Source organism: Arthrobacter sp. B2I5 (genome assembly GCF_030816735.1).
In the GTDB taxonomy this organism is placed as follows: Bacteria; Actinomycetota; Actinomycetes; order Actinomycetales; family Micrococcaceae; genus Arthrobacter.
The window spans coordinates 442,767-466,194 of record NZ_JAUSYF010000001.1 but is presented as its reverse complement, the minus strand read 5'-3'; the positions used below and the strand labels follow the sequence as shown (position 1 = coordinate 466,194).

The window sequence follows — 23,428 nt, the reverse complement described above, 5'->3', positions numbered from 1 at the left end:
GGCGAACGTTACCAGCGCGGGTGGATGGACTCGCGGAAGTAGTGGTCGTAGATCCAGCGCACCCCGTCGTCGAACTCCTTGCCCACGTTGACCGTAGCCGCCGCGGCATTGGCCCGGGCCTGCTCCACATTGCGGGCACCGGGGATGACGGTGGTGACCCCATCCTGTGCGGCGATCCAGGCGATGGCCGCCTGCGCCGTTGCAGCGCCGGAAGGCACCAGCTGCTCGAACTCAGCCACGGCCTTCAGGCCCAGTTCGTAGTCCACGCCAGAGAAGGTCTCACCGACGTCGAAGGCTTCGCCCTTGCGGTTGTAGTTCCGGTGGTCGTTCTCGGCGAAGGTGGTGTCTTTCGAGTACTTCCCTGACAGCAGCCCGGAGGCGAGCGGCACGCGTGCGATGATGCCCACGCCTGCGGCCTTGGCAGCAGGAAGCACTTCATCCAGCGGCTTGAGCCGGAAGGCATTCAGGATGATCTGGACCGATGCAGTCCCCTCGTGCCGGATCGCTTCGAGGGCCTCGTCCGTCCGTTCCACGCTGACGCCGTAGTTCTTGATTGCGCCTTCGGACACCAGGGTGTCAAGGGCGTCGTACACCTCGTTGTTGCTGTAGACCGGAGTGGGCGGGCAGTGCAGCTGGACCAGGTCCAAGGTGTCCGTGCCCAGGTTCTTCCGTGACCGGTCAACCCACTGGCGGAAGTTGGCCAGGGTGTAGTTTTCCGGCCGCTGTTCCACCCGGCGGCCCATCTTGGTGGCCACCGTGACGCCCAGGCCCGGGTTGTCCGCGAGGAACTTTCCAATGGCCTGCTCGCTCTTGCCGTCGCCGTAGACATCGGCGGTGTCAAAGAGGGTCACGCCGGCCTCCACGGAGGCTGCGAGGATGGCCTGCGCCTGTGCCGGGTCAACGTTGCCCCAGTCCGCCCCGAGCTGCCAGGTACCCAGCCCCACAATGGAGACGTTCCGTCCGGTCTTGCCTAAAATCCGCTGTTCCATCCCACGACTATATGCAACGATGCAACCCGCGGTCAGATCCGCCCCGCTGCGAACTCCTCTGAGGCAGGATGTGACCCCATCGCACTAGGACGGAACGTGCTCCACCTTGGGCACCAGTCCCGCCTCTCTAAGCCCCAGGTAGATCCGGTCCCGTGCAATGGGCAGGGACGCGAAGCGAACTCCGGTGGCGTTGCGGATGGCGTTCGCGAGCGCCGGGGCCACCGGGTTGAACGGGCTTTCGCTCATGGACTTGGCCCCCAGCGGCCCCATCTTGTCGTTGGTGTCCGCGAAGTAGACCTCGCTGCGCGGCACGTCCGCAAAAGTAGGAATGTGGTACTGCCGGAGGATGTCCGTGGTGACCTTGCCGGCGTCGTCCACCACCACTTCCTCGTACAGCGTGGCACCAAGGGCCTGCGCGATCCCGCCTTCGATCTGGCCGCGGCACTGCCGCGGGTTGACCACCACCCCGGCGTCGGCTGCCTGCACGCTTTGCAGGATTTTCAGCTCGCCGGTGCCGCGGTTCACCGCCACCCGGAAGCCGTGCACGTTGAACGCGACGGAGCGCGGCGTCCCGCCCCAGCGCCCTTCGGCAGTGAGTTCGACGCCGGCTTCCGCGGCCGCCTGCGCAAGTCCCGAAAGTGCCACGGGAGTCCCGTCCACCACCAGGGAATCCCCGTCGAGGACGCACGCGGAGGCCTGGGTCTGCCGGATGCCGGCGGCGAACGCCCGGATCCGGACCGCCAGTTCCTCCGCTGCTGCGAGGGTGGCCTTGCCGGCCACCACGGTGCCGGCTGAGCCGAACGCGCCGGTGTCGTGCTCCACGAGGTCGGTGTCCGATTGGCGCACCGCCACCCGGGACGCCTGCGTGGAGAGGGCGGTGGCGGCAAGCTGGGCGTGCACCGTGGTGGTGCCGTTGCCGAATTCGGCGGTTCCGACGTCGGCCTGGTACGTCCCGTCCGTCAGGAGCCGCAGGCGGGAATGGGCAAAGTGGCCTCGCGGCGGCACAGTGTCGATCATGGACAAGGCAGCGCCTTCGCCCACCATCCAGTCCGGCCCCAGATCGTCAAGGCCCGCCTGCCGGTAGCGTTCGCTGCCGCGGTCAAGCGCATCCCGGACCAGGTCCAGGCACTGGTCCAGCCCATAGCTGCCGTAGTGGACGTCCTCCTCCGGATCGGGCTGCGTGGACAGCATGTGGTCCCCCTCGCGGACCATGTTCAGCCGGCGGAACTCGAGCGGATCCATGCCGATCCCGGCGGCCAGCTCATCCATGGCGGACTCGATGGCGAAGATCATCTGGCTCAGCCCGTACCCGCGGAAAGCACCGGCCGGCACGGTATTGGTGTACACCGAGTGCGCGTCCACTTTTTTATTGGCGCAGTTGTAGACCGCCAGCGATTCGCCGCAGCCGTGGAACATGACCCCTGGACCGTGGTTGCCGTAGGCGCCGGTGTTGGTCACCACGTCCAGCTCCAGGGCCGTCAGCTTCCCGTACTGGCTGGCCCCCGCCTTCAGCTTGATGGTGAACGGATGCCGGGTGGTGGTGGCAATGAACTGCTCGGTGCGCGTCAGTTCCAGCTGGACCGGCCGCTTCAGCTTCAGGGCCGCGAGCGCCACGAGGTCCTCGGTGAGGACTTCCTGCTTGCCGCCGAATCCACCGCCCACGCGCCCGGCCACCACGTGGACGTTGTCCTCTTCCAGGCCAAAAATCCGGCACAGGGTACGGCGGACCAGGAACGGTACCTGGCTGGACGTGCGCACCTGCAGCCGCCCCTCGGCGTCCACCGAGGCGATGGCGGCATGGGTTTCCAGCGCCACGTGCTGCACCCGCTGGGTTTGGTAGGTCTGTTCATGGATGAAGTCTGCGGCGGCGAAGCCATCGGCCACGCTTCCCAGCTCCGAATGCAGCTCCGCCACCACGTTCCGTTCAGGCCGTGCAATCCGGGAGCGGGCAGCATCCTTGTCCCCATGGACCAACGGCGCGCCGGGCAGCAGTGCGTGCTGCGGCGAGAGGACGGCCGGGAGTTCCTCATACTCCACCTGCAGGGCACGGACGCCTGCTTCCGCGGCGCCCACTGATTCCGCCACGACGGCGGCAACCCGCTGCCCGATGAATCGGACCACGTCATCGAGCACCCGGGTATCGTCGGGGTCATCCGTGAACAACTCGTGCTGGGCCGTGGAGAACAGTTGCTCGGGCGCATCCTCGGAGGTGAAGACGGCGACTACTCCGGGGACCTTCAGCGCCGCGGCCTTGTCGATGGACACCACGCGGGCATGGGCAAGTGGCGACCGCAGGATCTTGAGGTGCAGCAGGCCCTTCAGCTGCTCCTGCGGAACGTCCAGGGTGTACCGGGCCGTTCCGGTGACCACTGCCCGGCTGGCCGGTGCCGGGACGTCGTCACCCAGCCGGCCGGCTTCCGGGTCCGGCTGCCCCTCCCCGGCGATGCCGGAGCCCGGCCCCTGGGGATCAGGATGGCCGGCATCCCCGCAAACCGCGTCCGCGATGGCGCGGTAGCCGGTGCACCGGCACAGGTTGCCCTTGAGGTTCCGCGGCAGGTTCTCCTTCTGTTCATCACTGAAGGAGGCGGCAGTCATCACCATGCCGGCCGTGCAGAAGCCGCACTGGAAGCCCTGGCGCTCCAGGAACTGCTGCTGCACGGGGTGAAGCTGCCCGCCGGGGAACTTCCCGTCAGCGCCGTTGGCCGCGGCGAGCCCCTCGATAGTGGTGACGGAGTGCCCTTCTGCCCTGACCGCCGGGTAGATGCAGCTGTGGACCGGGGTACCGTCCACGTGCACGGTGCAGGCTCCACAGTCGCCGCCGTCGCAGCCCTTCTTCACCCCGAGGTTTCCCTGCTCCCGGAGGAAGGTCCGCAGGCACTGCCCTGGACGGGGCGCGGCGTCCGCGGAAGCTCCGTTGATCTCGATGGCCATGCTCAGGCCCCTTTCGAAAGAGTTGTGCGCCCGGATCCCGGCATCCCGCCGGTCCTCGGCGGCCAAAAGTCCCCGGACACAGCCAGTCCCGGCGTTCCCTGCGGCGCTGCAAGTTCGGCCCGGATTTCCTCGGCCAGCCGGTAGGTCATGTCGCGGCGCCAGGCCGGAAGCCCGTGGATGTCGTCGTGGTAAAGGTCTGCAGGGATCGCCTCATCGAGGGCCGTCGTCAACTGGTCCGCCTCAGGCAGCGCGTCGAAACGGAGCTGCATGGGCCGCTTGGTGGCGGCGGTGACCGTCAGCACCAGGGAGGTCCCGCCGTCGAGCCTTCCAATGAGCAGCACCCCGGACCTGCCCAGGTTGCTCAGCGACAGGCGGCGGAAGGCCACGCGGGCGGAAAGGGCCGACGCCGGGAGGTGGACGCTGCGGAGCAGCTCGCCTGGTGCCAGGCCGTTCCTGGCATCACCGGTGATGAAGTCCGCCACCGGGAGGGTGCGGCTGCCGCCGCCTGGCGTCAGGATGGTGGCCACGCCGTCCAGCCCGGCGCAGAGGGAGATGACCGGTCCGGCGGGCAGCGAGGTGCAGAGGTTGCCGCCCACCGTGGACATGTTCCACACCTTGAAGGAGGCCACGAAGGAGTCGCAGCATGCCCGGACCAGGTCCAGCGCGGGCCAGCCGCGGCCCGAAACATCCGGCAGGCCCGGAAGGCTGTACAGCTCGGCGATGGTGCAGGTGGCGGCGAGCTCGATGCCGTCGTCGGTCACCGTGATGGGCGTCCATCCTGCAGCGCCCAGGTCCAGGAGCCGTTTGAGCGGCTGCGGCCCGAAAGCGTAGCTGCCGTAGGAGAAAAGGACCGTCCCGCCGGCCAGCCAGGCGTCGCCGTCGCGCCATTCCGCGGGGTCGGTGGTGCGGACCACCGCCTCAATGGTGTTCATGTCCATGCGATCTCCTGCTTGTCGACGTCTGTGGGCGCCGGGGCGGGCGCGGGGTGGGAATGCGTGGGATGTTGATGGATGGCGCCGGACGTTTCCCGCAGCGGCAGGCAACTGGCCGCACGGCTGCGGGCGGCGATGATTTCGGCGGTGATGGACACCGCCACTTCCGCGGGGGTGACGGCGCCGAGGTCCAGCCCGATGGGTGAGTGCAGCTGCGCGATCCGCTCCGGCGGCACGCCTGCGCTGAGGAGTTCGGCAACCCGCTGGAGGTGGCTGCGGCGGGAGCCCATGGCGCCCACGTAGGCAAGGTCCAGGGCAAGCGCGGTTTCCAGCAGCGGGATATCGAACTTGGGATCGTGGGTTAGGACGGCGGCCACGGTTCGGTGGTCCGTCCGGCCGGCGGCCGCCTCCGACGCAACGTACCGGTGCGGCCAGTCGGCCACTACCTGGTCGGCGGCGGCGAAACGGGGCTGCCCGGCAAACGCCGGCCGGGCGTCCACGAGGGTCACGTGGTAGCCGAGCAGCTTGGCGGCCGGGACCAGCGCCGCACCGAAGTCGTTGGCGCCGAACACCAGCATCCGCGGCGGGGCGAGCCGGGACTCCACGAGGATGGCCGGCTCGCCGGAAGGCTGCCCGTCGCCTGTCCGGTCCGGAGGACAATCCCCCGGCTGGCCCAGCCGGACCAGGCCCGTGCCGCCGCTGCGCACCAGGGATTCCACGTGGGCGGCGGGTTCCCCGTGCAGCAGCGACGCCAACTCCGGAGAGACAGCCAGACGGAAGGTGGCGGGATCGGAAAGGACGACGGCGCCGCCTCCTGCGCTGCCCAGCACCCGTACCAGGGCCACGGGTTGGTCCGGGCCCGTTTCGGCGAGTCGCAGCAGGGCGGCGCGCAGCGGATGCCCTGCCTCTCCGAACCTGGCGGCAGGCACCGGCTGGATGTGGATGTCCAGCTGTCCCCCGCAGGTGAGTCCGGCGGCGAAGGCGTCGGCGGCGCTGAAGCCGAAGGTCTCAAGGCGCGTGGCGTCGTCGTCCATTGCCTCCTGGGCGAGCGTCACCACGGCGCCTTCCACGCAGCCGCCGGAGAGGCTGCCCAGCACCTCGCCGGAGTCGGTGACCAGCATGGAGGTGCCCACTGGCCGGGGCACGGAGCCGGAGGCGGCCACGACGGTGGCCACGGCGAACCGCCGGCCTTCGAGCCGGGGCATCCAGGGGCCGAGCGAAGGGATCAGGTCAAGCATGGCGGCACTCCTTCTTCCGCGCGGCGGTGGTGTCTATTGTCGGTCCTGCCGGGGGCCGGGCCAAGAGTTGACCCGGCCCCCTGGGTGGTTGGGGCAACGCTCAGCCGCCCAGCAGGTGGTTGATCGGTCCGCGCGCGAAGTACACCAGGAACCCGATGCTCACCACCCACATCAGCGGATGGATCTTCTTCGCCTTGCCGGAGGCCGCCCCGATGACGGCCCAGCTCACGAAGCCGACGCCGATGCCGTTGGCGATCGAGTAGCTCAGCGGCATGGTGACGATGGTGAGGAATGCCGGCAGGGCCACCGTGAACTTGGTGAACTTGATCTCGCGGATCTGGGCCATCATCATCGCGCCCACCACCACCAGCGCGGCGGCTGCCACCTCGAGCGGCACCACGCTGGTGAGCGGCGTGAGGAACATGGAACCGAGAAACAGCACGCCGGTGACCACTGAGGCCAGGCCGGTGCGGGCGCCTTCGCCGATGCCGGCCGCGGAGTCGATGTACACGGTGTTGGAGGAACCCGAGGTTGCCCCGCCCGCCACGGCACCGAAGCCTTCCACGATGAAGGCCGCTTTCAGTCGCGGGAAGGTGCCGTCCTTGTGGGCCACGCCGGCGCTCCGGGCCAGGCCGGTCATGGTACCCATGGCGTCGAAGAAGTTGGTGAACACCAGCGTGAACACCAGCATGGTGGCGGCCAGGCCGCCGATCCGGGCGAACGAGCCGAACAGGTCGAACTGGCCCACCAGGCCAAGGTCCGGCGCTGAAACCAGCTGGCCGGACAGGACCGGGGTGTTCAGGTGCCAGCCGCCCGGGTTGGTGGCGCTGGCCGGGCCCAGCTTCAGGATGGCTTCCACGACGGCGGCCAGCACGGTGGTGCCGACGATGCCGATGAGCAGGCCGCCCTGGACCTTGCGGGCCACCAGGATGCCCATGGCCAGGAGGCCGATGACGAACACGAGCGTGGGCACCGAGGTGATGGAGCCGCCGTCGCCCAGCTGCACAGGCGGGCCGCCCGCGGTGGGCCGGACAAAGCCGGAGTCCACGAAGCCGATGAAGGCGATGAACAGGCCGATTCCGACGGTGATGGCGGCCTTGAGTTCCTTGGGCACCGCCCGGAAGATGGCGGTCCGGGCGCCGGTGACACCGAAGAGGACAATCAGGATGCCGTTGATCACCACCAGGCCCATGGCCTCGGCCCAGGTGACTTCCTGGATCACCGAGACGGCCAGGAAGGAGTTAATGCCCAGCCCCGCGGCAAGCCCGAACGGCAGGTTGGCGATGAGGCCGAAGAGGATGGTCATGACGCCGGCGGTGAGGCCGGTGACGGCACCCACCTGCGCGGCGGACAGCCAGCCCCCGGCGACGTCGGTGGGGGCGTTGTCCGCGCTGAACCCGCCGAGGATGAGGGGGTTCAGGATGACGATGTATGCCATGGTGAAGAAGGTGACCAGGCCGCCGCGGAATTCGCGGGCAAGGGTCGAGCCGCGCCGGGTGACCTGGAAGAAGCGGTCCAGGAAGGATTCCGGCGGCTGGGGGGTCTGTGATCCCTGTGCCGAAGTGCGCGGCGTCCGCCGGGAGGTGCTGGTGGTTGGAGCCGGATGCTCCTCGTGGGAATGGTCCAGGATGGTCATCGAAGCCGCCGGGCCTAGTAGTCGATCCTGGATTCGAGCGTGTTCCAGGTGTTGAACGGCTCCAGCGGGGCCGGGGCCTGGGGATCGCCCAGTTCCAGCTTGGAGACCGGCATCAGGGAGTCCCTGTCCTGGTTTTCGAAGTATTCGTAGAAGACGGCGTCGTCGAAGCCGACGGAGGCGGCGTCGTGGCGGTCGGCTGCGTAGACAACACTCCCTACCCGGGCCCAGAGCGCGGAGGCCAGGCACATGGGGCACGGTTCGCAGCTGGTGTAGAGGGTGGCGCCGCTGAGGTCGAAGGTGCCCAGCTCGCGGCAGGCGGTGCGGATGGCGGTGACCTCGGCATGTGCGGTGGGATCATTGTCGGCGGTGACGCGGTTGACGCCGTCGAACGTTTGGCCGTCCGCCGTGACGATCATGGCGCCGAAGGGGCCCCCGCTGTTAAGGACGTTGGCCGTTGCCAGCCGGATGGAGCGGGCCAAAAATTGTTCGGCCGTGACGGTGGTACTCATGATGCGACTTCCTTTTGCCGGGAAGCCTGGTGCTGCGCAGGACCAGTAGAACCAGGTGCGAACGGTTACCAGGCTTCAGCATGTGCTGTGAAGGTTAAGTTGCGCCTGGTAGATAGCTTCCCGGGTTCGGGCGCCCGCCTTTGGCAGAATCGAGATTAGCACCGCTGTGTGGGCCACGCCATAGTTTTCTGGAAATTTAATTTCGTAATGTGAAATCCATGTTTCAGCGCCTTCACGATGGGCCCGGGCGGGCAGTCACAAAGACTCCCATTGACGCCGGCGGGGCGTTTTCCTAGGCTGATCCCACCCGTCCTGCCCCGCAGGCCGCGGGCACCTGGATCAGCAGACAGGGCCTCACTGAGCTGGATTGACAACCACCAGCGCTCAGAGAAGGACAGCCATGACGCAATCCACCGCACCCGCAACCCGTTTGTGGATCAGGAATCCGCAGGCCGCTTTCACCGCCAACACCCTCGATGCCGCAGGTGGCCTGGTGGTCAGTGGCGGCGTCATTACCGAGGTCCTGGCAGCGGGGCAGCAGCCGTCCGCGCCGTGCGATGAGGCGTTTGACGCCGGAAGCCACGTACTGCTGCCGGGCCTGATCAACACGCACCACCACTTCTACCAAACCCTGACCCGGGCCTGGGGTCCGGTGGCGAATGCGCCGTTGTTCCCGTGGCTGCAGAACCTTTATCCGGTGTGGGCCAGGCTCACGCCAAAGGACCTGGAACTTGCCGCGACCGTGGCCCTCGCCGAGCTGCTGCTCTCCGGCTGCACCACCGCTGCCGACCATCACTACCTTTTTCCCGCCGGCCTCGAGGATGCCATTGACATTGAGGTGGCGGCAGTTCGCCGGCTGGGCATGAGGGCCACGCTCACCCGGGGCTCCATGACGCTGGGAACGGACGACGGCGGCCTGCCGCCGCAGTCCACGGTGCAGGCTCCGGAGGTGGTGCTGGCTGACAGCGAGCGCCTGGTGGGCCGGTACCACGAGCGCGGGGAAGACGCGGTGATCCAGATTGCCCTGGCGCCATGCTCACCGTTCTCGGTGACGAAGGAGATCATGGCCGAAAGTGCGGCACTGGCGGAGCGGCTGGACGTCCGGCTGCACACCCACCTGGCAGAGACCCTCGACGAGGAGGACTTCTGCCGGGAGATGTTCGGGCTGCGGACGGTGGATTACCTAAACAGCGTTGGCTGGCTGACGGACCGCACCTGGCTGGGACACGGCATCCATTTCAGCGACGCGGAGATCACGCGCCTCGGTTCGGCCGGGACCGCCGTCGCGCATTGCCCCACCTCCAACATGCGGCTGGCCTCGGGTACCGCACGCGTCCTGGAACTGGAGGACGCCGGAGTGCCGGTGGGGCTGGGGGTTGACGGCTCGGCGTCGAACGATGCCTCCAACATGATCCTGGAGGCGCGGCAGGCCCTGTACCTGCAGCGCCTCCGTTATGGTGCGGACGTGCCGGTGGAGCGGGCACTCGGCTGGGCTACACGAGGCTCGGCGGCAGTATTGGGCCGGAAGGGGCTGGGCCAGCTGGCACCCGGGATGCAGGCCGACCTCGCCCTGTTCAAGCTGGACGATCTGCGCTTCTCCGGCAGCCACGATCCCATCGCCGCCCTCCTCCTGTGCGCCGCGGACCGGGCAGACCGGGTGATGGTGGCCGGGCAGTGGCGGGTAATGGACGGGCAGATCCCGGGACTGGACGTGGCGGGGTTGATTGCCGAACACTCAGCCGCGGCACGGCGCCTGGTGAGTGGCTCGCGCTGAACGGCTGACGCTTTCCCGGCCAACTGCTAGCGTGGCGCCATGACTCCGTCAAAGACGCCGGCCGAGATCCTGGACATCGAGGGTGTTGAGGTCCGGATCTCCAGCCCGGACAAGGTGGTATTCCCCCAACCGGGGCTGACCAAGCTCGACCTCGTTCAGTACTACCTGGCCGTGGCGGACGGTGCGCTGCGGGGTGCGGGCGGCCGGCCCATGGTACTTAAGCGGTTTCCCAAGGGCATCGACGCCGAGCCGTTCTTCCAGAAGCGCGTACCGGAAAACCACCCGCCCTTCGTCGACACCACCACGCTGCACTACGCGTCCGGAACTTCGGCCGAGGAAGCGGTGATCCGCGACGCCGCGGGCCTCGCCTGGGTCATCAACCTCGGCTGCCTGGACCTGAACCCGCACCCGATCCGGGCCGAGGACCTGGAGCACCCGGACGAACTCCGGGTGGACCTGGACCCCATGCCGGGCGTGGACTGGTCCCAGATCGTGGACGTGGCCTATGTGGCGCAGGAGGTCCTGGACGACGTGGGGCTGGTGGGATGGCCGAAGACCAGCGGTTCACGGGGACTGCACATCCTGGCGCGCATTGCCCCGGAGTGGTCCTACCGCGACGTCCGGCTCGCCGCCGAAACGCTGGCCCGGGAAGTGGAGAACCGGGCCCCGGGCCTCGCCACGGCACGGTGGTGGAAGGAGGAGCGCGGCGAGAGCGTGTTCGTGGACTTCAACCAGAACGCCAAGGACCGCACGGTGGCCTCCGCCTATTCCGTCAGACCCCTGCCTGACGCCCGGGTCTCTACACCGCTCACCTGGGAAGAGGTGCGCACTGCCCGGCCGGAGCAGTTCACGGTGCCCACCGTCCTGGAGCGGTTCGCGGAGATCGGCGATCCGCATGCCGGCATTGACGGCGCGGCTGGCAGGCTGGACGGCCTCCTGGCCCTTGCCGAAAAGCTGGGGCCGGCGGAGAAGGCGCCGCGCAGCGGCAACGGTTCCGGACGCCGCCAGTCGCTGATGCCGCTCATCGAGGTGGCCCGGACCAGGACCAAGCCCGAAGCGCTCGCGGCGCTCGACGAATGGAAGTCCCGCCACGCCGCCGTCGTGTCCGCCCTCCAGCCCGCCGATGTCCTGGTGGACGGGATGCGCGGGTCCAGCTCACTCTGGTACCGGGTGCGGGTGAACCTGCAGCACGTGCCCGAGGCTGAACGGCCTCCCCAGGAGGACCTCATCGCCGACTATGACCCCTGGGCCGGCAAGCAGTGGCCCGGCGGACCCGGCTCCTGACTGGCTGCTGTTTGGATCAGCGGCGGCCGAAGACCGGAAGGGCGCGGAGCCAGCGGGAAAATCCTCCGGCCCGCCGCTCATGGTCGGCGGGAATGTAGAAATCCGGGTCACTGGCTCCGAAGGGCAGGTACAACTCCTGGCCCGGCGCCGGAAATTCCACTGCCTGGTTCTGTTCCTGGGGGTTCATCTGCTCCTCCTGTTCCACATAGCGTTTCCGTATCTCGGAAAATAGTTATTGCTATATGAAAAGAATAGATTGTGGCTTGCCGGGCGTCAATGCCAGCCTGATACCGGCCTTGACGCCCGGCAGTCACAAAATGAATTTTGATCCTGTGATGTACACCACCGGCTTGCGGGGGTACGCTGTTAGGCAACTCGTGGCGCACGTCACGTAACCTGGGAGCAGCAGGCAGGGTCGTAATGAGCTGGCATCAATGGATGCCGGCTCTTTTTTGTTGGGTCGGCTCCACCGGAAACGCGCTCGAAACGCGCGCTTAATTTCAGTGATGGAACCTTGGTTCCACTTACCGGAGATTGGGAACAGACCATGAGCAGCAAGATCATCCTCGGCGAAAACCAGTACGGCAAGGCAGAAGTCCGCGTCGTCAAGATCACCAGGGACACCAACCGCCACGAGATCGAAGACCTGAACGTCACCTCGCAGCTGCGGGGCGACTTCGCCGCAGCCCACCTCGAGGGCGACAACGCCCACGTGGTGGCCACCGACACCCAGAAGAACACCATCTACGCCTTCGCCCGCGACGGCATCGGCTCACCGGAAGCGTTCCTGCTGCGCCTCGGCGAGCACTTCACCTCCAGCTTCGACTGGGTCTCCGGCGGCCGCTGGGAAGCAGAGTCCTACGGCTGGAACCGCATCCAGGCTCACGGCAGCGAACACGACCACTCGTTCGTCCGCAACGGCCAGGAAGTCCGCACCGCGGTCCTGGTCCGTGACGGCGCCACCAGCCACCTGATCTCCGGACTGAAGGACCTCACCGTCCTGAAATCCACCCAGTCCGGCTTTGTGGGCTACCCCCGGGACCGCTACACCACGCTGCCCGAGACCACCGACCGCATCCTGGCCACCGATGTCTCGGCCCGCTGGCGCTTCAAGACCGGCACCGACTTCAGCGCGCTGGACTTCAACAAGAGCTACGACGACGTCAAGGGCCTCCTGCTCGAAGGTTTCACCGAGAAGTACTCCCACGCACTGCAGCAGACCCTGTTCGACATGGGCACCAAGGTGCTGGAGGCGCACAGCGAAATCGACGAGATCAAGTTCTCCATGCCCAACAAGCACCACTTCCTGGTGGACCTCTCACCGTTCGGCCTGGACAACCCCAACGAGGTCTTCTTCGCGGCAGACCGCCCGTACGGCCTGATCGAGGCCACCGTCCAGCGCGAGGACGCTGCGGCAGCCCCGGCCGCCTGGTCCGGCATCGCCGGCTTCTGCTAAAGCACAACACCCACAGGTCCCGGCGGCCCCAGCCACATGGCTGGGCCCGTCGGGGCCACCCCCACAGCTTTCACCTTGTTAGCCAGACACCAGTTAGCCAGACGATGACGTCTGCCATGAACCAAGAAAGTCTGCCATGAACACCAAGAAGAAACTGGCCCCTGCAGCCGCCGAAAAAGGTGCACGGCCTTCCCGCCCCGAGGACCAGCGCCTCCCGATCGGAAGCATGTTTGCCTACGGCTTCCAGCACGTCCTCACCATGTACGGCGGCATCATTGCCCCTCCCCTGATCATCGGCGCAGCCGCGGGAATGAACTCCCAGGACATCGGCCTGCTCATCGCGGCCTGCCTTTTCGTGGGCGGCCTGGCCACCATCCTGCAGACCGTCGGCGTCCCCTTCTTCGGTTCGCAGCTGCCGCTGGTCCAGGGCGTCTCCTTCGCCGGAGTCTCCACCATGGTGGCCATCGTCCATGGCGGCGGGGGAATCCAGGCCGTCTTCGGTTCGGTCATCGCAGCCTCCCTGATCGGCCTGCTGATCACGCCGTTGTTCTCAAAGATCATCAGGTTCTTCCCGCCCGTGGTCACGGGCACCGTGATCACCACCATCGGCCTCACCCTGATGCCGGTTGCCGCCAACTGGGCCATGGGCGGAAACAGCAAGGCGCCCAACTACGGCAGCGTTGCGAACATCGGCCTGGCGGCAGCCACCATGGGCATTGTCCTGCTCCTGAGCAAAGTGGGCAGCGCCGCCATCTCCAGGCTGTCCATCCTGCTGGCCATGGTCCTGGGCACGCTGATCGCCTTCGTCTTCGGCATGGCGGACTTCTCCAAGGTGGGCCAGGGCGAGATTGTCGCGTTCCCCACTCCCTTCGCCTTCGGACCGCCCACGTTTGAGCTTGCCGCCATCATCTCCATGCTGATCGTCATCCTGGTCACCCTCACGGAGACCTCCGCGGACATCATCGCCGTGGGCGAGATCGTGGGCACCAAGGTGGACTCCAAGCGGATCGGCAACGGCCTGCGGGCGGACATGCTCTCCAGCGCCGTCTCCCCGCTCTTCAACTCCTTCACTCAGAGCGCGTTCGCCCAGAACGTGGGCCTGGTGGCCATCACCGGCGTCAAGAGCCGGTTCGTGGTCAGCGCCGGCGGTGTGATCCTGGTGGTCCTTGGCCTGCTGCCAGTCCTTGGCCGGGTGGTCGCAGCGGTGCCCACGCCCGTCCTCGGCGGTGCCGGCGTCGTGCTCTTCGGCACGGTGGCGGCCAGCGGCATCCGGACCCTGTCCAAGGTGGACTACAAGAACAACATGAACCTGATCGTGGTGGCCGCCTCCATCGGCTTCGGCATGATCCCCATCGCCGCCCCCGCGTTCTACGACAAGTTCCCGTCCTGGTTTGGCACCATCTTCCACTCGGGCATCAGCTCCGCCGCCGTGATGGCCATCCTCCTGAACCTGCTGTTCAACCACCTCCGGGCGGGCAACTCGGACAACCAGTCGGTGTTCGTGGCCGGCACCGAGCGGCTGGTGCGCGCGGAGGACCTCCGCTGCCTGGCCGAAGGCGACCGCTTCGAAAACGGCAGGCTCATCGACTGCGACGGCAAGGAAGTGCCCGTCAAGTCAGCCGAGAAGGCGCCGGAGCACTAGGCCCAACGCGAGATGGCAGTTCACGGCAGTGTTCCCCGGGAACATTGCTGTGAACTGCCATCTCGCGGGTTAAGCGGGTTAAGGACGACGGCGGGAGGCCGCGTCAGTGCCTCAGGTGCGGTTGAGCTCGCGGGAGATGGCCTCGGCCGCTTCGCGGAGGACGGGCACGGCCTTGTCGGCGAAGTCCTCGTCCACCCGGGAGACCGGACCGGACACGGAAATCGCACTTGGGGTGGGGGCGTTGGGCACGGCCATGGCGAAGCAGCGGACACCCAGTTCCTGCTCTTCCTCGTCGATGGAGTAACCGCGCTCGCGGATCAGCTTGAGGTCGGCCAGGAGTTCGTCCACGTCGCCGATGCTCTTGGCAGTGGGGGTGGGCATTCCGGCGCGGGCCACGATGCCGCGGACAGTGTCGTCGTCGAGCTGGGCCAGGATGGCTTTTCCGACGCCGGTGGCATGGGTATGGGCGCGCCGGCCCACCTCGGTGAACATGCGCATGGAGTGCAGCGAGGGAACCTGGGCCACGTAGATCACCATGTCCGAGTCCAGCACGGCCATGTTGGAGGTCTCCCCCAGCCGGTCCACCAGGACCTTCAGCTGCGGCTGGGCCAGGGCGCCGAGCTGTTTGTTGGCACCCTCCCCCAGCCTGATGAGCCGGGGACCCAGGGCGTAGCGCCGGTTGGGCAGCTGGCGGATGTAGCCGAGCGAGACCAGGGTGCGGAGCAGCCTGTGGATGGTGGGCAATGGCAGGTCCGTGGAGGACGAGAGCTCGCTGAGCGTCACGTCACCGCCGGCGTCGGTGATGAGCTCCAGCAGTTCGAAGACGCGCTCCACCGACTGCACCCCACCAGAGGCTTTTTCTGCCATTCCGTTGTCTCCTATGGCTCGGAATCCGACAACTCTTATCCGCATCGTGAAAAGAATTGCTTAGAACACCCAAGATACAGCACAGAGGTTTCCGCGGCGACGTGGGCCTCCGGTCGCAATCCGAGGGCTTGTGTTTCCATAGAGTAGATAATAATATCCATAATACGAAAACATTCGGTTTGAAGCAGCAACAGGCCAAGGCCCTAACAGGAGGACATTCAATGGCGAACCCGAGCCCCGGAAATTCGATCACCCTGCGCGTGGAAGCACCGTCAAGCTTCAGCGCCACCAGCGAACTGGCCGCAGCCGTGGGAGCTGCCGGCGCCGCCATCACCGCCCTGGACGTCACGGAATCCCACCACGAGACCCTGGTTGTGGACGTCACCTGCAACACCACCGACGACGCCCACGCCGCCCGCGTCAAGGACGCCCTGGACGCACTCGACGGCGTCACGGTCCAGCACGTCTCGGACCGCACCTTCCTGATGCACCTCGGCGGCAAGCTCGAGGTTGTCCCCAAAGTAGCCCTGCGGAACCGGGACGACCTCTCCCGCGCCTACACTCCCGGCGTCGCCCGCGTCTGCCTGGCCATTGCCGAGGATCCCGCGGCAGCCCGCAACCTCACGGTCAAGCGCAACACCATTGCCGTCCTCACCGACGGTTCGGCCGTCCTGGGGCTGGGCAACATCGGCCCTGCCGCCGCCCTCCCCGTGATGGAAGGCAAGGCCGCGCTGTTCAAGCAGTTCGCCAACGTGGACGCCTGGCCGGTCTGCCTGGACACCCAGGACACCGAGGAAATCATCATGATCGCCAAGGCCATGGCACCGGTCTACGGGGGCATCAACCTGGAGGACATCGCCGCCCCGCGCTGCTTCGAGATCGAGAACCGGCTGCGCGACGAGCTGGACATCCCCGTGTTCCACGATGACCAGCACGGCACCGCCATTGTCACCCTCGCCGCCCTGGTCAATGCGCTGCGCGTGGTGGACAAGAAGCTGGAGGACGTGAAGATCGTGGTTTCCGGCGTCGGCGCCGCCGGCTCCGCCATCATCCAGCTGCTCAAGGCCCAGGGTGCGCGGCACATCATCGCCGCCGGCCGCTCCGGCGCCATCCACGCAGGAGAGAAGTACGACGACGAGCACCGCAGCTGGATCGCCGCGAACACCAACGAAGAGGGCTTCTCCGGAACCCTGCACGACGCCCTCAACGGCGCCGACGTGTTTATCGGCGTCAGCGCACCGCACGTGATCGGCGAAGAACAGGTGGCCTCGATGGCGGAGAACGCCATCGTCTTTGCGATGGCTAACCCCACCCCGGAAATCGACCCCGTCATCGCGTCCAGGCATGCGGCAGTGGTGGCCACCGGCCGCAGCGACTTCCCCAACCAGATCAACAACGTGCTGGCATTCCCGGGCTTCTTCCGCGGCCTGTTGGATGCCGGAGCCTCGGACATCACGCCGGACATGCTGGTGGCCGCCGCGGAGGCCATTGCCAATCGCGTGGCTGACGATGAGCTCAATGCCAGCTACATTATCCCCAGCGTCTTCGATCCCCATGTGGCTGCCGACGTTGCCGCAGCGGTGGCCGCGGCCGCCCGGTCAGCCCGCGTTGCAACGGCTGAACCGGCCGATTCCGCAGCGGAGCCGGCACTCGCCTCCGCCTGACCGCCCGACTTCCAGCCAAAGGAAAGGACCAGAAATGGCCATCACCGTCACAGATCCCCGGCCCATCGCCCGCGCAGAGGAAATCCTCACGCCCAAGGCACTGGCCTTCATCGAAGAGCTCCACACCCGGTTCGCCGGCACCCGCAACGAGCTGCTGGCAGCCCGCGCCGCCAAGCGGCAGCGGGTGGCTGAAACCGGCAAGCTGGACTTCCTGCCGGAGACGCAGGACGTGCGCGACGGCGACTGGAAAGTTGCGCCTGCACCGGCGGCTTTGCAGGACCGCCGGGTGGAGATGACCGGGCCTGCCTCACCGGCAAAGATGGCCATCAATGCCCTGAACTCCGGCGCGAAGGTGTGGCTGGCGGACCTCGAAGACGCCAGTACTCCCACCTGGGCCAACGTCATCGATGCCATCCTGAACCTCCGTGACGCCGCCCAGGGCACCCTCAGCTACACCTCGGACGAAGGCAAGGAGTACCGGCTCCGCACCGACGCGCCGCTCGCCGTCGTGGTGGCCCGCCCCCGCGGCTGGCACATGCAGGAGAAGCACCTGCTGGTCAACGGCGAACCCGCCGTAGGTGCGCTGGTGGACTTCGGCCTGCACTTCTTCCACATCGCCAAGCAGCTGGTCCTCAACGGGCAGGGCCCGTACTACTACCTGCCCAAGATGGAGAGCCACCTCGAAGCCCGGCTGTGGAACGACGTGTTCGTCTTCGCCCAGGACTTCCTGGGACTGAACCAGGGCACCATCCGCGCCACGGTGCTGATCGAGACCATTCCGGCCGCGTTCGAAATGGACGAGATCCTGTATGAACTCCGGGACCACGCCTCCGGCCTGAACGCCGGCCGCTGGGACTACCTGTTCAGCATCATCAAGTACTTCCGTGATGCCGGCGAGGAATTCGTCCTGCCGGACCGCGCCTCCGTGGTGATGACCGCGCCCTTCATGCGCGCCTACACCGAGCTCCTGGTCAAGACCTGCCACAAGCGCGGCGCCTTCGCCATGGGCGGCATGGCTGCTGTCATCCCCAACCGCCGCCACCCCGAAGTCACCGAAGCCGCCTTCGAAAAGGTGCGCGCGGACAAGACCCGCGAGGCCAACGACGGGTTCGACGGGTCCTGGGTGGCGCACCCGGACCTGGTGCCCACCTGCCGCGAGGTTTTTGACTCGGTGCTCGGCGACAAGCCCAACCAGGTGGACAAGCAGCGCCCGGAGGTCAACGTCACGGCGGAGCAGCTGCTGGATGTCTCCTCCGCCGACGGCCAGGTCACCGAGGCCGGCCTCCGCCTGAACCTCTACGTGGCGGTTGCCTACACGGCCGTCTGGCTCTCCGGAAACGGCGCGGTAGCCATCCACAACCTGATGGAGGACGCCGCCACCGCGGAAATCTCCCGCTCGCAGGTGTGGCAGCAGATCCGCAACAAGTCCGTGCTCGCGGACACCGGCAACACCGTGACCAAGGAACTGGTGGAGCGGATCCTGGCCGAGGAGACCGAGCGGCTCCGCACCGAGTTCGGTGACGAGGCCTTCCGCCGCTACTACCAGCCGGCCAGCGAACTGATCGCGGACATCTGCCTGTCCGAGGACTACACCGACTTCCTCACCACCCCGGCCTACGAACTGGTGGGCTGAGGCATGGCAGCATCACCCAAAACGTCACTGACCGCCGGAGACGTGGCGGCCATCGACGGGCAGCTGGCCGCCACGGACCGGCTGCTGGAGCAGAACTACCCGGGCGACGACGGCTCACGCCAGCCGGTCCACACGGTGTATGTGCCCGCGGACCGGTTCACTGCGTCGTTCACTGCCGACTGGGGCGCCCAAGCGCTGGCCACGGCCAACGCCCACGGCGGCCTGGAGAAGCTCGGCGCGCTGCTGGGCCAGGACGCGGCGCTGGCGGAGGCCGTTGCCCCCCGCGTGGAAGCCAAGCTGGCCAGCGAACCGATCGAGGACCTGCGGCTGGATTTTGAGGACGGGTTCGGGGACAGGGGCGACGACGCCGAGGACGTCGCAGCGGTTGCCGCGGCATCCGCCGTGGCCGCCGCAGTCGCGGCTGGGTCAGCTCCCCCGTTCATCGGCATCCGGTTCAAGTGCTTCGAGGCGCCTACCCGGGCCCGCGGGCTGCGGACCCTGGACCTGTTCGTTTCGGGCCTGGCCGCGGCGGGCGAACTGCCCGAAGGCCTGGTCCTGACCCTACCCAAGGTGAGCACCGTGGCCCAGGTCAGGGCCATGGACTACGCCGTGTCCCGGTTGGAGGAAGTCCACTCCCTGCCCACCGGGCGGCTGCGCTTTGAGGTGCAGGTGGAGACCCCGCAGCTGATCCTGGGGCCGGAAGGAACCTCGCCGGTGGCACAGCTGCCGCACGCCGTCCCCGGGCGGATCAGCGGGCTGCACTACGGCACGTACGATTACTCCGCATCACTGCAGATTTCCGCCGAGTACCAGTCCATGGAGCACCCGGTGGCCGACTTCGCCAAGGAAGTCATGCAGCTGGCCGTGGCCGGAACCGGCATCCGGCTCTCTGACGGGTCCACCAACATCATCCCGGTGGGCGACAACGTGGAGAACGCGTGGCAGCTGCACGGCCGGCTGGTCCGGCGTTCGCTGGAGCGCGGCTTTTACCAGGGCTGGGATCTGCACCCGGCCCAGCTGCCCAGCCGGTTCGCCGCCACCTATGCCTTCTACCGGCAGGGCCTTCCGGCCGCCGCGGCCCGCCTCCGCAATTATGTGGAGCGGACCGAGGGCGGCGTGATGGACGAACCCGCCACGGCCCGCGCCCTGGCCGCCTTCGTCCTGCGCGGCGTCCAGTGCGGCGCAGTAGGTGCCGAGGAAGTCCAGGCGCTTGCCGGCGTCGGAATTCCGCAGCTCACCGGGCTGGCGCACCCGCGGCTCGCCACCACTTCCAACTCGTAGTTAAGGATCTCTCTTCATGGGCAAGTACTACTCCCCCACCGGCGGGCTGCCGCCGCAGACGCACCTGACCACCGAGCGGGCCATCGTCACCGAGGCGTACACGGTGATCCCGAAGGGCGTCATGACGGACATCGTCACGTCCAACCTGCCGGGCTTTGTGAACACGCGCTCCTGGATCATCGCCCGGCCCATCTCGGGCTTCGCCACCACGTTCTCGCAGCTGATCGTGGAGATCGGCCCCGGCGGCGGCGCGCCCAAGGCCGAGTTCGAGGCCGGGGTGGAAGGCGTCATCTTCGTGACCCGCGGCAAGGTCAACCTCACCCTCGACGGCGAGCTGCACCAGCTGGAGGAAGGCGGCTACGCCTACCTTGCGGCCGGATCGGAGTGGGGCCTGGAAAACGTTTCGGACGACGTCGTGTCCTTCCACTGGATCCGCAAGGCCTATGAGCGCCTCGAAGGGTACGAGGCCAAGTCCTTCGTCACCAATGAAAAGGACGTGGAACCCACGTCCATGCCGGACACCAACGACGTCTGGAAGACCACCCGCTTCACGGACTCCAACGACCTGGCCCACGACATGCAGGTGAACATCGTGACCTTCCAGCCGGGCGGCGTCATCCCGTTCCCGGAAACCCATGTGATGGAACACGGCCTGTACGTCCTTGAGGGCAAGGCCATGTACCTGCTGAACAACGACTGGGTTGAGGTGGAGGCCGGCGACTTCATGTGGCTGCGCGCGTTCTGCCCGCAGGCCTGCTACGCCGGCGGTCCGGGCGAATTCCGCTACCTGCTCTACAAGGACATGAACCGCCAGGTGCGCCTCACCTAAGCACCATCCGCCCAACTGGGTAGCAGTAGGTGTCGTTATGGAACCCCATAACGACACCTACTGCTACCTACATGGGTCAGCTACTTGGATGGCTCAGGCGCCCGGGTTGAGGACCACCTTGATGCAGCCGTCCTGCTTCTTCTGGAACTTCTCGTACAGGGCCGGGGCGCCCTCCAGGCCGGAGCGGTGGGTGACCAGGTCCATGACACCCAGCGGGTCGGCGTCGTCCTCTACGAGGGGCAGCAGCGTATCCGTCCAGTTGCGCACGTTGCACTGGCCCATGCGAAGTTGCAGCTGCTTGTCGAACATGGTCAGCAGCGGCAGCGGGCTGGCCGTTCCGCCGTACACACCGCTCAAGGAGACCGTCCCGCCGCGGCGCACGGCGTCGATGGAGGTATGGAGCGCGGCCAGCCGGTCAACGCCGCCGGTCTCCATCGCTTTCTGGGCGAGCTTGTCCGGCAGGAGTCCCAGCGCCTGGTGGGCGAAGCCGGCCAGCGGTGAACCGTGGGCTTCCATTCCGACGGCGTCAACCACCGCGTCCGGTCCCCTTCCGTCGGTCATCTCCCGCAGTTCGTCCGCAATGTCCTTGCTGTAGTCGAAGGTCTCCACCCCGTGCCGGGCGGCCATCTCCCGCCGTTCGGGAACGGGATCCACACCCACCACGCGGAATCCCCGCTGCACACCGATCCGGCTGGCGAATTGGCCCACCGGCCCCAGGCCGAAGACCCCGAGCGTTCCGCCGGGCGGCACGTTGGCGTACTCCACCGCCTGCCAGGCGGTGGGCAGGATGTCCGAAAGGAAAAGGTAGCGTTCGTCGGGAAGCTCCGACCCCACCTTGACTGCACCGTAGTCAGCGTGCGGAACCCGCAGGAATTCAGCCTGGCCGCCGGGAACGGACCCGTACAGCTCGGAGTAGCCAAACAGGGCCGCGCCGGACCCTTTCTCCCGCACCTGGGTGGTTTCACACTGGGACTGCAGGCCCTGCCTGCACATGTAGCAGGAACCGCAGGCGATGTTGAACGGGATCACCACGCGGTCACCCTTGCGGAGGTTGGTGACGCCGCTTCCCACTTCCTCCACAGTGCCCATCGGTTCATGGCCGATGACATCGCCCTTGTGCATATACGGCCCCAGGACCTCATAGAGGTGGAGGTCGGAGCCGCAGATGGCGGTGGAGGTGATCCGGATGATTGCATCCGTCGGTTCCTGGATCACGGGATCGGGTACTTCCTCCACGCTTACCGACCGTTTTCCCTGCCACGTCAGTGCTTTCACAGTCTCCCTTTCGCTCTGTCTTGCCCCCGGGGTCTCTCCGGAGGGCGGCCAGGACGCCCGCAGGCACCCTTTCTTCGACGCTATCGGTTTTACGCGAAAAAAGTAAGCATGCTGATGAAAACCTTGTGGCCGCCGTCGACTGCTCATAGCGTAGGAAGGGCAGGGAAGAAGACCACGTGAAAGAGGAACGCCATGTCGCTGTACCAGCCGGAACCGGTCGAAATCTCCACGCGCATGCGTCCGGGTGAATGGACGGAGGACAGCTTGGTGGAATTGGTCAACAGCTACCGCACGCGGATTGCGGAAATGGGTGCACCCGCATCAGAGGTGACCACGGACATCGAGCGGAACGACGACGGCTCGGTGAAGGTGGTGGTGTCATGGGTCAAGCCTGCCGTCGCTGGCAACGAGGAATCAGTGCCCGGCGGCCAGCCGCTCTGAATGCCGGACGCCGGGGCTGTCAGGGGTTCGGCTGGAGGGCGAGCAGCCGGCCAATGGCGCTGGAGCCGAGGTTTTCCAGCAGGTGGCGCGGCCCGTCATAGACCTCCACTGCGCCGGCCTCGCGCAGCTGGCTTGCCTGGATTCCCCCGCAGGTAACACCGATGGACGGGATTCCCAGCGCCGCTGCCGCCTTCATGTCCCACACCGCGTCGCCGACATAGACGGCATCTGCCGCGTCAACGCCCGCCGCAGCCAGGGCCGCTTCCAGGATGTCCGGCGCAGGCTTGCTTTCCTTCGCATCGTTCGCGCTGGTGGCGGCATCGATGAAGGAGTCGGCGTCCAGCACGGATCGCATCACCTGCAGGTCCCGTTCCCGCGCCGAGGATGCCAGCGCCACGGCCAGGCCGCCGGAATGGCACTGGCCCAACAGATCCTTGGCCCCGTCAAAGGCGCGGAGCGAGGGCCAGTGTGAGGCATACAGGGCGCCATGGCTGGCCATGATGTCCCCATCCTCGTCACGGTCCCGGTCCGCCGGGAGGAGGTTGTCCACCAGCCGGGCACCACCCATGCCGACGAGCTGGTGGATGGCCGCCATGGGCAAGTCGTGGCCGTACTGGCGGAACGCGCCCCACCAGGCGATGGTGTGGATATAGGACGAGTCGATCAGCGTCCCGTCTACGTCAAAGAGGACCCCCCGGCGCGTGCCGCCAGGGGGTGTCGTGGTAGCCGGCATCAGCCCACCGCTGCCCGTCGCACGTCCGGCGCCTTCTTCCGCCGGGCCGCCTCCTCCTTGGGAGAGTTGACGGTGCGGACGCGGTCGCGGATCACGGATCCAGCCCCGTCCAGGCTCTTGTCCCGAATGAGGCCCGTGCCGGCGATTTCCCGGGCCATGGCAACGCCTGCCACAGCGGCCCTCTTGGTGGGGAAGGTCACCGAAATGGCCATCAGGTTCCCGCTTCCGTCCATCATCCTGATCCGGTATCCACCATCAGGGGCGTCAACGAGTTCAAAATATCCGGCCATAACTATCACTCCTCCATCAATCAC

20 protein-coding genes are annotated in these 23,428 nt (G+C 67.0%); 9 read left to right on the top strand and 11 right to left on the bottom strand.

Annotation, left to right across the window (positions count from 1 at the left end):
* Window positions 1-8: 8 nt before the first annotated feature.
* From QFZ60_RS02175 to QFZ60_RS02150, 6 genes are all read right to left on the bottom strand, one after another.
* The gene (locus tag QFZ60_RS02175) at window positions 9-989 is read right to left on the bottom strand and encodes an aldo/keto reductase (RefSeq protein WP_307087738.1); all 981 of its coding nucleotides are present in this window, start codon (window positions 987-989) and stop codon (window positions 9-11) included.
* Between the two features lie 84 nt (window positions 990-1,073).
* A complete protein-coding gene (locus tag QFZ60_RS02170; RefSeq protein WP_307087736.1) occupies window positions 1,074-3,920 on the bottom strand; it encodes a molybdopterin-dependent oxidoreductase in 2,847 nt (948 codons plus the stop codon).
* Window positions 3,921-3,922: 2 nt separating this feature from the next.
* Window positions 3,923-4,858, bottom strand: coding sequence for a xanthine dehydrogenase family protein subunit M (locus QFZ60_RS02165; protein WP_307087734.1), 936 nt, complete (start codon window positions 4,856-4,858; stop codon window positions 3,923-3,925).
* Window positions 4,849-6,090 (bottom strand): XdhC family protein, encoded by a 1,242-nt coding sequence (locus QFZ60_RS02160; RefSeq protein WP_307087731.1) that lies wholly within the window; start codon window positions 6,088-6,090, stop codon window positions 4,849-4,851. Before QFZ60_RS02160 ends, QFZ60_RS02165 begins: the two co-directional genes overlap by 10 nt.
* A 100-nt stretch (window positions 6,091-6,190) precedes the next feature.
* On the bottom strand, window positions 6,191-7,726 hold the full coding sequence (locus QFZ60_RS02155) for an NCS2 family permease (RefSeq protein ID WP_307087730.1): 1,536 nt from the start codon (window positions 7,724-7,726) through the stop codon (window positions 6,191-6,193).
* Between the two features lie 14 nt (window positions 7,727-7,740).
* Window positions 7,741-8,235 carry a nucleoside deaminase gene (locus tag QFZ60_RS02150; protein ID WP_142029051.1) on the bottom strand — a complete coding sequence of 165 codons (495 nt, stop codon included), beginning with the start codon at window positions 8,233-8,235 and terminating at the stop codon, window positions 7,741-7,743.
* 400 nt (window positions 8,236-8,635) lie between these two features.
* Between QFZ60_RS02150 and QFZ60_RS02145 the strand changes: the two genes are divergently transcribed.
* Together QFZ60_RS02145 and ligD are read left to right on the top strand one after the other, a co-directional pair.
* Entirely contained in the window at window positions 8,636-10,009 is a 1,374-nt protein-coding gene (locus QFZ60_RS02145; protein WP_307087728.1) for an 8-oxoguanine deaminase, read from the top strand.
* Between the two features lie 39 nt (window positions 10,010-10,048).
* Window positions 10,049-11,293 (top strand): non-homologous end-joining DNA ligase, encoded by a 1,245-nt coding sequence (gene ligD, locus QFZ60_RS02140; RefSeq protein ID WP_307087726.1) that lies wholly within the window; start codon window positions 10,049-10,051, stop codon window positions 11,291-11,293.
* 16 nt (window positions 11,294-11,309) lie between these two features.
* Here the strand turns inward: ligD and QFZ60_RS02135 are convergent, their stop codons facing one another.
* On the bottom strand, window positions 11,310-11,480 hold the full coding sequence (locus tag QFZ60_RS02135) for a hypothetical protein (protein ID WP_200831297.1): 171 nt from the start codon (window positions 11,478-11,480) through the stop codon (window positions 11,310-11,312).
* 360 nt (window positions 11,481-11,840) lie between these two features.
* Between QFZ60_RS02135 and pucL the strand changes: the two genes are divergently transcribed.
* Entirely contained in the window at window positions 11,841-12,749 is a 909-nt protein-coding gene (gene pucL, locus QFZ60_RS02130; protein ID WP_307087724.1) for a factor-independent urate hydroxylase, read from the top strand.
* A gap of 136 nt (window positions 12,750-12,885) precedes the next feature.
* Window positions 12,886-14,391: a nucleobase:cation symporter-2 family protein gene (locus QFZ60_RS02125; RefSeq protein WP_307087722.1), complete on the top strand. Its 1,506-nt coding sequence runs from the start codon at window positions 12,886-12,888 to the stop codon at window positions 14,389-14,391.
* Window positions 14,392-14,502: 111 nt separating this feature from the next.
* Here the strand turns inward: QFZ60_RS02125 and QFZ60_RS02120 are convergent, their stop codons facing one another.
* Window positions 14,503-15,258 carry an IclR family transcriptional regulator gene (locus QFZ60_RS02120; protein WP_142029056.1) on the bottom strand — a complete coding sequence of 252 codons (756 nt, stop codon included), beginning with the start codon at window positions 15,256-15,258 and terminating at the stop codon, window positions 14,503-14,505.
* Window positions 15,259-15,479: 221 nt separating this feature from the next.
* On the opposite strand from QFZ60_RS02120, the gene QFZ60_RS02115 reads away from it, so the two are divergent.
* The 4 genes from QFZ60_RS02115 to QFZ60_RS02100 are packed head-to-tail and all read left to right on the top strand — an operon-like array spanning window position 15,480 to window position 20,665.
* Window positions 15,480-16,922: an NAD-dependent malic enzyme gene (locus tag QFZ60_RS02115; RefSeq protein ID WP_307087720.1), complete on the top strand. Its 1,443-nt coding sequence runs from the start codon at window positions 15,480-15,482 to the stop codon at window positions 16,920-16,922.
* A 34-nt stretch (window positions 16,923-16,956) separates the two neighbouring features.
* Window positions 16,957-18,555 (top strand): malate synthase A, encoded by a 1,599-nt coding sequence (gene aceB / locus QFZ60_RS02110; RefSeq protein WP_307087718.1) that lies wholly within the window; start codon window positions 16,957-16,959, stop codon window positions 18,553-18,555.
* Between the two features lie 3 nt (window positions 18,556-18,558).
* On the top strand, window positions 18,559-19,836 hold the full coding sequence (locus tag QFZ60_RS02105; protein ID WP_307087716.1) for an aldolase: 1,278 nt from the start codon (window positions 18,559-18,561) through the stop codon (window positions 19,834-19,836).
* 16 nt (window positions 19,837-19,852) lie between these two features.
* Window positions 19,853-20,665 carry a bifunctional allantoicase/(S)-ureidoglycine aminohydrolase gene (locus tag QFZ60_RS02100; protein ID WP_307087714.1) on the top strand — a complete coding sequence of 271 codons (813 nt, stop codon included), beginning with the start codon at window positions 19,853-19,855 and terminating at the stop codon, window positions 20,663-20,665.
* 93 nt (window positions 20,666-20,758) lie between these two features.
* Here the strand turns inward: QFZ60_RS02100 and QFZ60_RS02095 are convergent, their stop codons facing one another.
* A complete protein-coding gene (locus tag QFZ60_RS02095; protein ID WP_307087711.1) occupies window positions 20,759-21,940 on the bottom strand; it encodes a zinc-dependent alcohol dehydrogenase in 1,182 nt (393 codons plus the stop codon).
* A gap of 192 nt (window positions 21,941-22,132) precedes the next feature.
* Between QFZ60_RS02095 and QFZ60_RS02090 the strand changes: the two genes are divergently transcribed.
* Complete coding sequence (locus QFZ60_RS02090) at window positions 22,133-22,381, top strand: hypothetical protein (RefSeq protein WP_307087710.1); 249 nt, start codon at window positions 22,133-22,135, stop codon at window positions 22,379-22,381.
* A gap of 19 nt (window positions 22,382-22,400) precedes the next feature.
* On the opposite strand, the gene QFZ60_RS02085 is transcribed toward QFZ60_RS02090, so the two are convergent.
* Together QFZ60_RS02085 and QFZ60_RS02080 are read right to left on the bottom strand one after the other, a co-directional pair.
* Window positions 22,401-23,114 carry an HAD family hydrolase gene (locus QFZ60_RS02085; protein WP_307087709.1) on the bottom strand — a complete coding sequence of 238 codons (714 nt, stop codon included), beginning with the start codon at window positions 23,112-23,114 and terminating at the stop codon, window positions 22,401-22,403.
* Window positions 23,114-23,404, bottom strand: a complete 291-nt coding sequence (locus QFZ60_RS02080) for a hypothetical protein (RefSeq protein ID WP_142117710.1) — start codon at window positions 23,402-23,404, stop codon at window positions 23,114-23,116. Before QFZ60_RS02080 ends, QFZ60_RS02085 begins: the two co-directional genes overlap by 1 nt.
* Window positions 23,405-23,428 lie beyond the last annotated feature (24 nt).

What these genes read in the sequence shown, in the direction of transcription:
- ligD (WP_307087726.1), top strand. Translation starts at nt 10,049, where the DNA reads ATGACTCCGTCAAAGACGCCGGCCGAGATCCTGGACATCGAGGGTGTT.
- QFZ60_RS02165 (WP_307087734.1), bottom strand. Translation starts at nt 4,858, where the DNA reads ATGGACATGAACACCATTGAGGCGGTGGTCCGCACCACCGACCCCGCG.
- QFZ60_RS02115 (WP_307087720.1), top strand. Translation starts at nt 15,480, where the DNA reads ATGGCGAACCCGAGCCCCGGAAATTCGATCACCCTGCGCGTGGAAGCA.
- QFZ60_RS02145 (WP_307087728.1), top strand. Translation starts at nt 8,636, where the DNA reads ATGACGCAATCCACCGCACCCGCAACCCGTTTGTGGATCAGGAATCCG.
- QFZ60_RS02125 (WP_307087722.1), top strand. Translation starts at nt 12,886, where the DNA reads ATGAACACCAAGAAGAAACTGGCCCCTGCAGCCGCCGAAAAAGGTGCA.
- QFZ60_RS02090 (WP_307087710.1), top strand. Translation starts at nt 22,133, where the DNA reads ATGTCGCTGTACCAGCCGGAACCGGTCGAAATCTCCACGCGCATGCGT.
- QFZ60_RS02080 (WP_142117710.1), bottom strand. Translation starts at nt 23,404, where the DNA reads ATGGCCGGATATTTTGAACTCGTTGACGCCCCTGATGGTGGATACCGG.
- pucL (WP_307087724.1), top strand. Translation starts at nt 11,841, where the DNA reads ATGAGCAGCAAGATCATCCTCGGCGAAAACCAGTACGGCAAGGCAGAA.
- QFZ60_RS02085 (WP_307087709.1), bottom strand. Translation starts at nt 23,114, where the DNA reads ATGCCGGCTACCACGACACCCCCTGGCGGCACGCGCCGGGGGGTCCTC.
- QFZ60_RS02160 (WP_307087731.1), bottom strand. Translation starts at nt 6,090, where the DNA reads ATGCTTGACCTGATCCCTTCGCTCGGCCCCTGGATGCCCCGGCTCGAA.
- QFZ60_RS02175 (WP_307087738.1), bottom strand. Translation starts at nt 989, where the DNA reads ATGGAACAGCGGATTTTAGGCAAGACCGGACGGAACGTCTCCATTGTG.
- QFZ60_RS02150 (WP_142029051.1), bottom strand. Translation starts at nt 8,235, where the DNA reads ATGAGTACCACCGTCACGGCCGAACAATTTTTGGCCCGCTCCATCCGG.
- QFZ60_RS02100 (WP_307087714.1), top strand. Translation starts at nt 19,853, where the DNA reads ATGGGCAAGTACTACTCCCCCACCGGCGGGCTGCCGCCGCAGACGCAC.
- QFZ60_RS02105 (WP_307087716.1), top strand. Translation starts at nt 18,559, where the DNA reads ATGGCAGCATCACCCAAAACGTCACTGACCGCCGGAGACGTGGCGGCC.
- QFZ60_RS02135 (WP_200831297.1), bottom strand. Translation starts at nt 11,480, where the DNA reads ATGAACCCCCAGGAACAGAACCAGGCAGTGGAATTTCCGGCGCCGGGC.
- QFZ60_RS02155 (WP_307087730.1), bottom strand. Translation starts at nt 7,726, where the DNA reads ATGACCATCCTGGACCATTCCCACGAGGAGCATCCGGCTCCAACCACC.
- QFZ60_RS02170 (WP_307087736.1), bottom strand. Translation starts at nt 3,920, where the DNA reads ATGGCCATCGAGATCAACGGAGCTTCCGCGGACGCCGCGCCCCGTCCA.
- aceB (WP_307087718.1), top strand. Translation starts at nt 16,957, where the DNA reads ATGGCCATCACCGTCACAGATCCCCGGCCCATCGCCCGCGCAGAGGAA.
- QFZ60_RS02120 (WP_142029056.1), bottom strand. Translation starts at nt 15,258, where the DNA reads ATGGCAGAAAAAGCCTCTGGTGGGGTGCAGTCGGTGGAGCGCGTCTTC.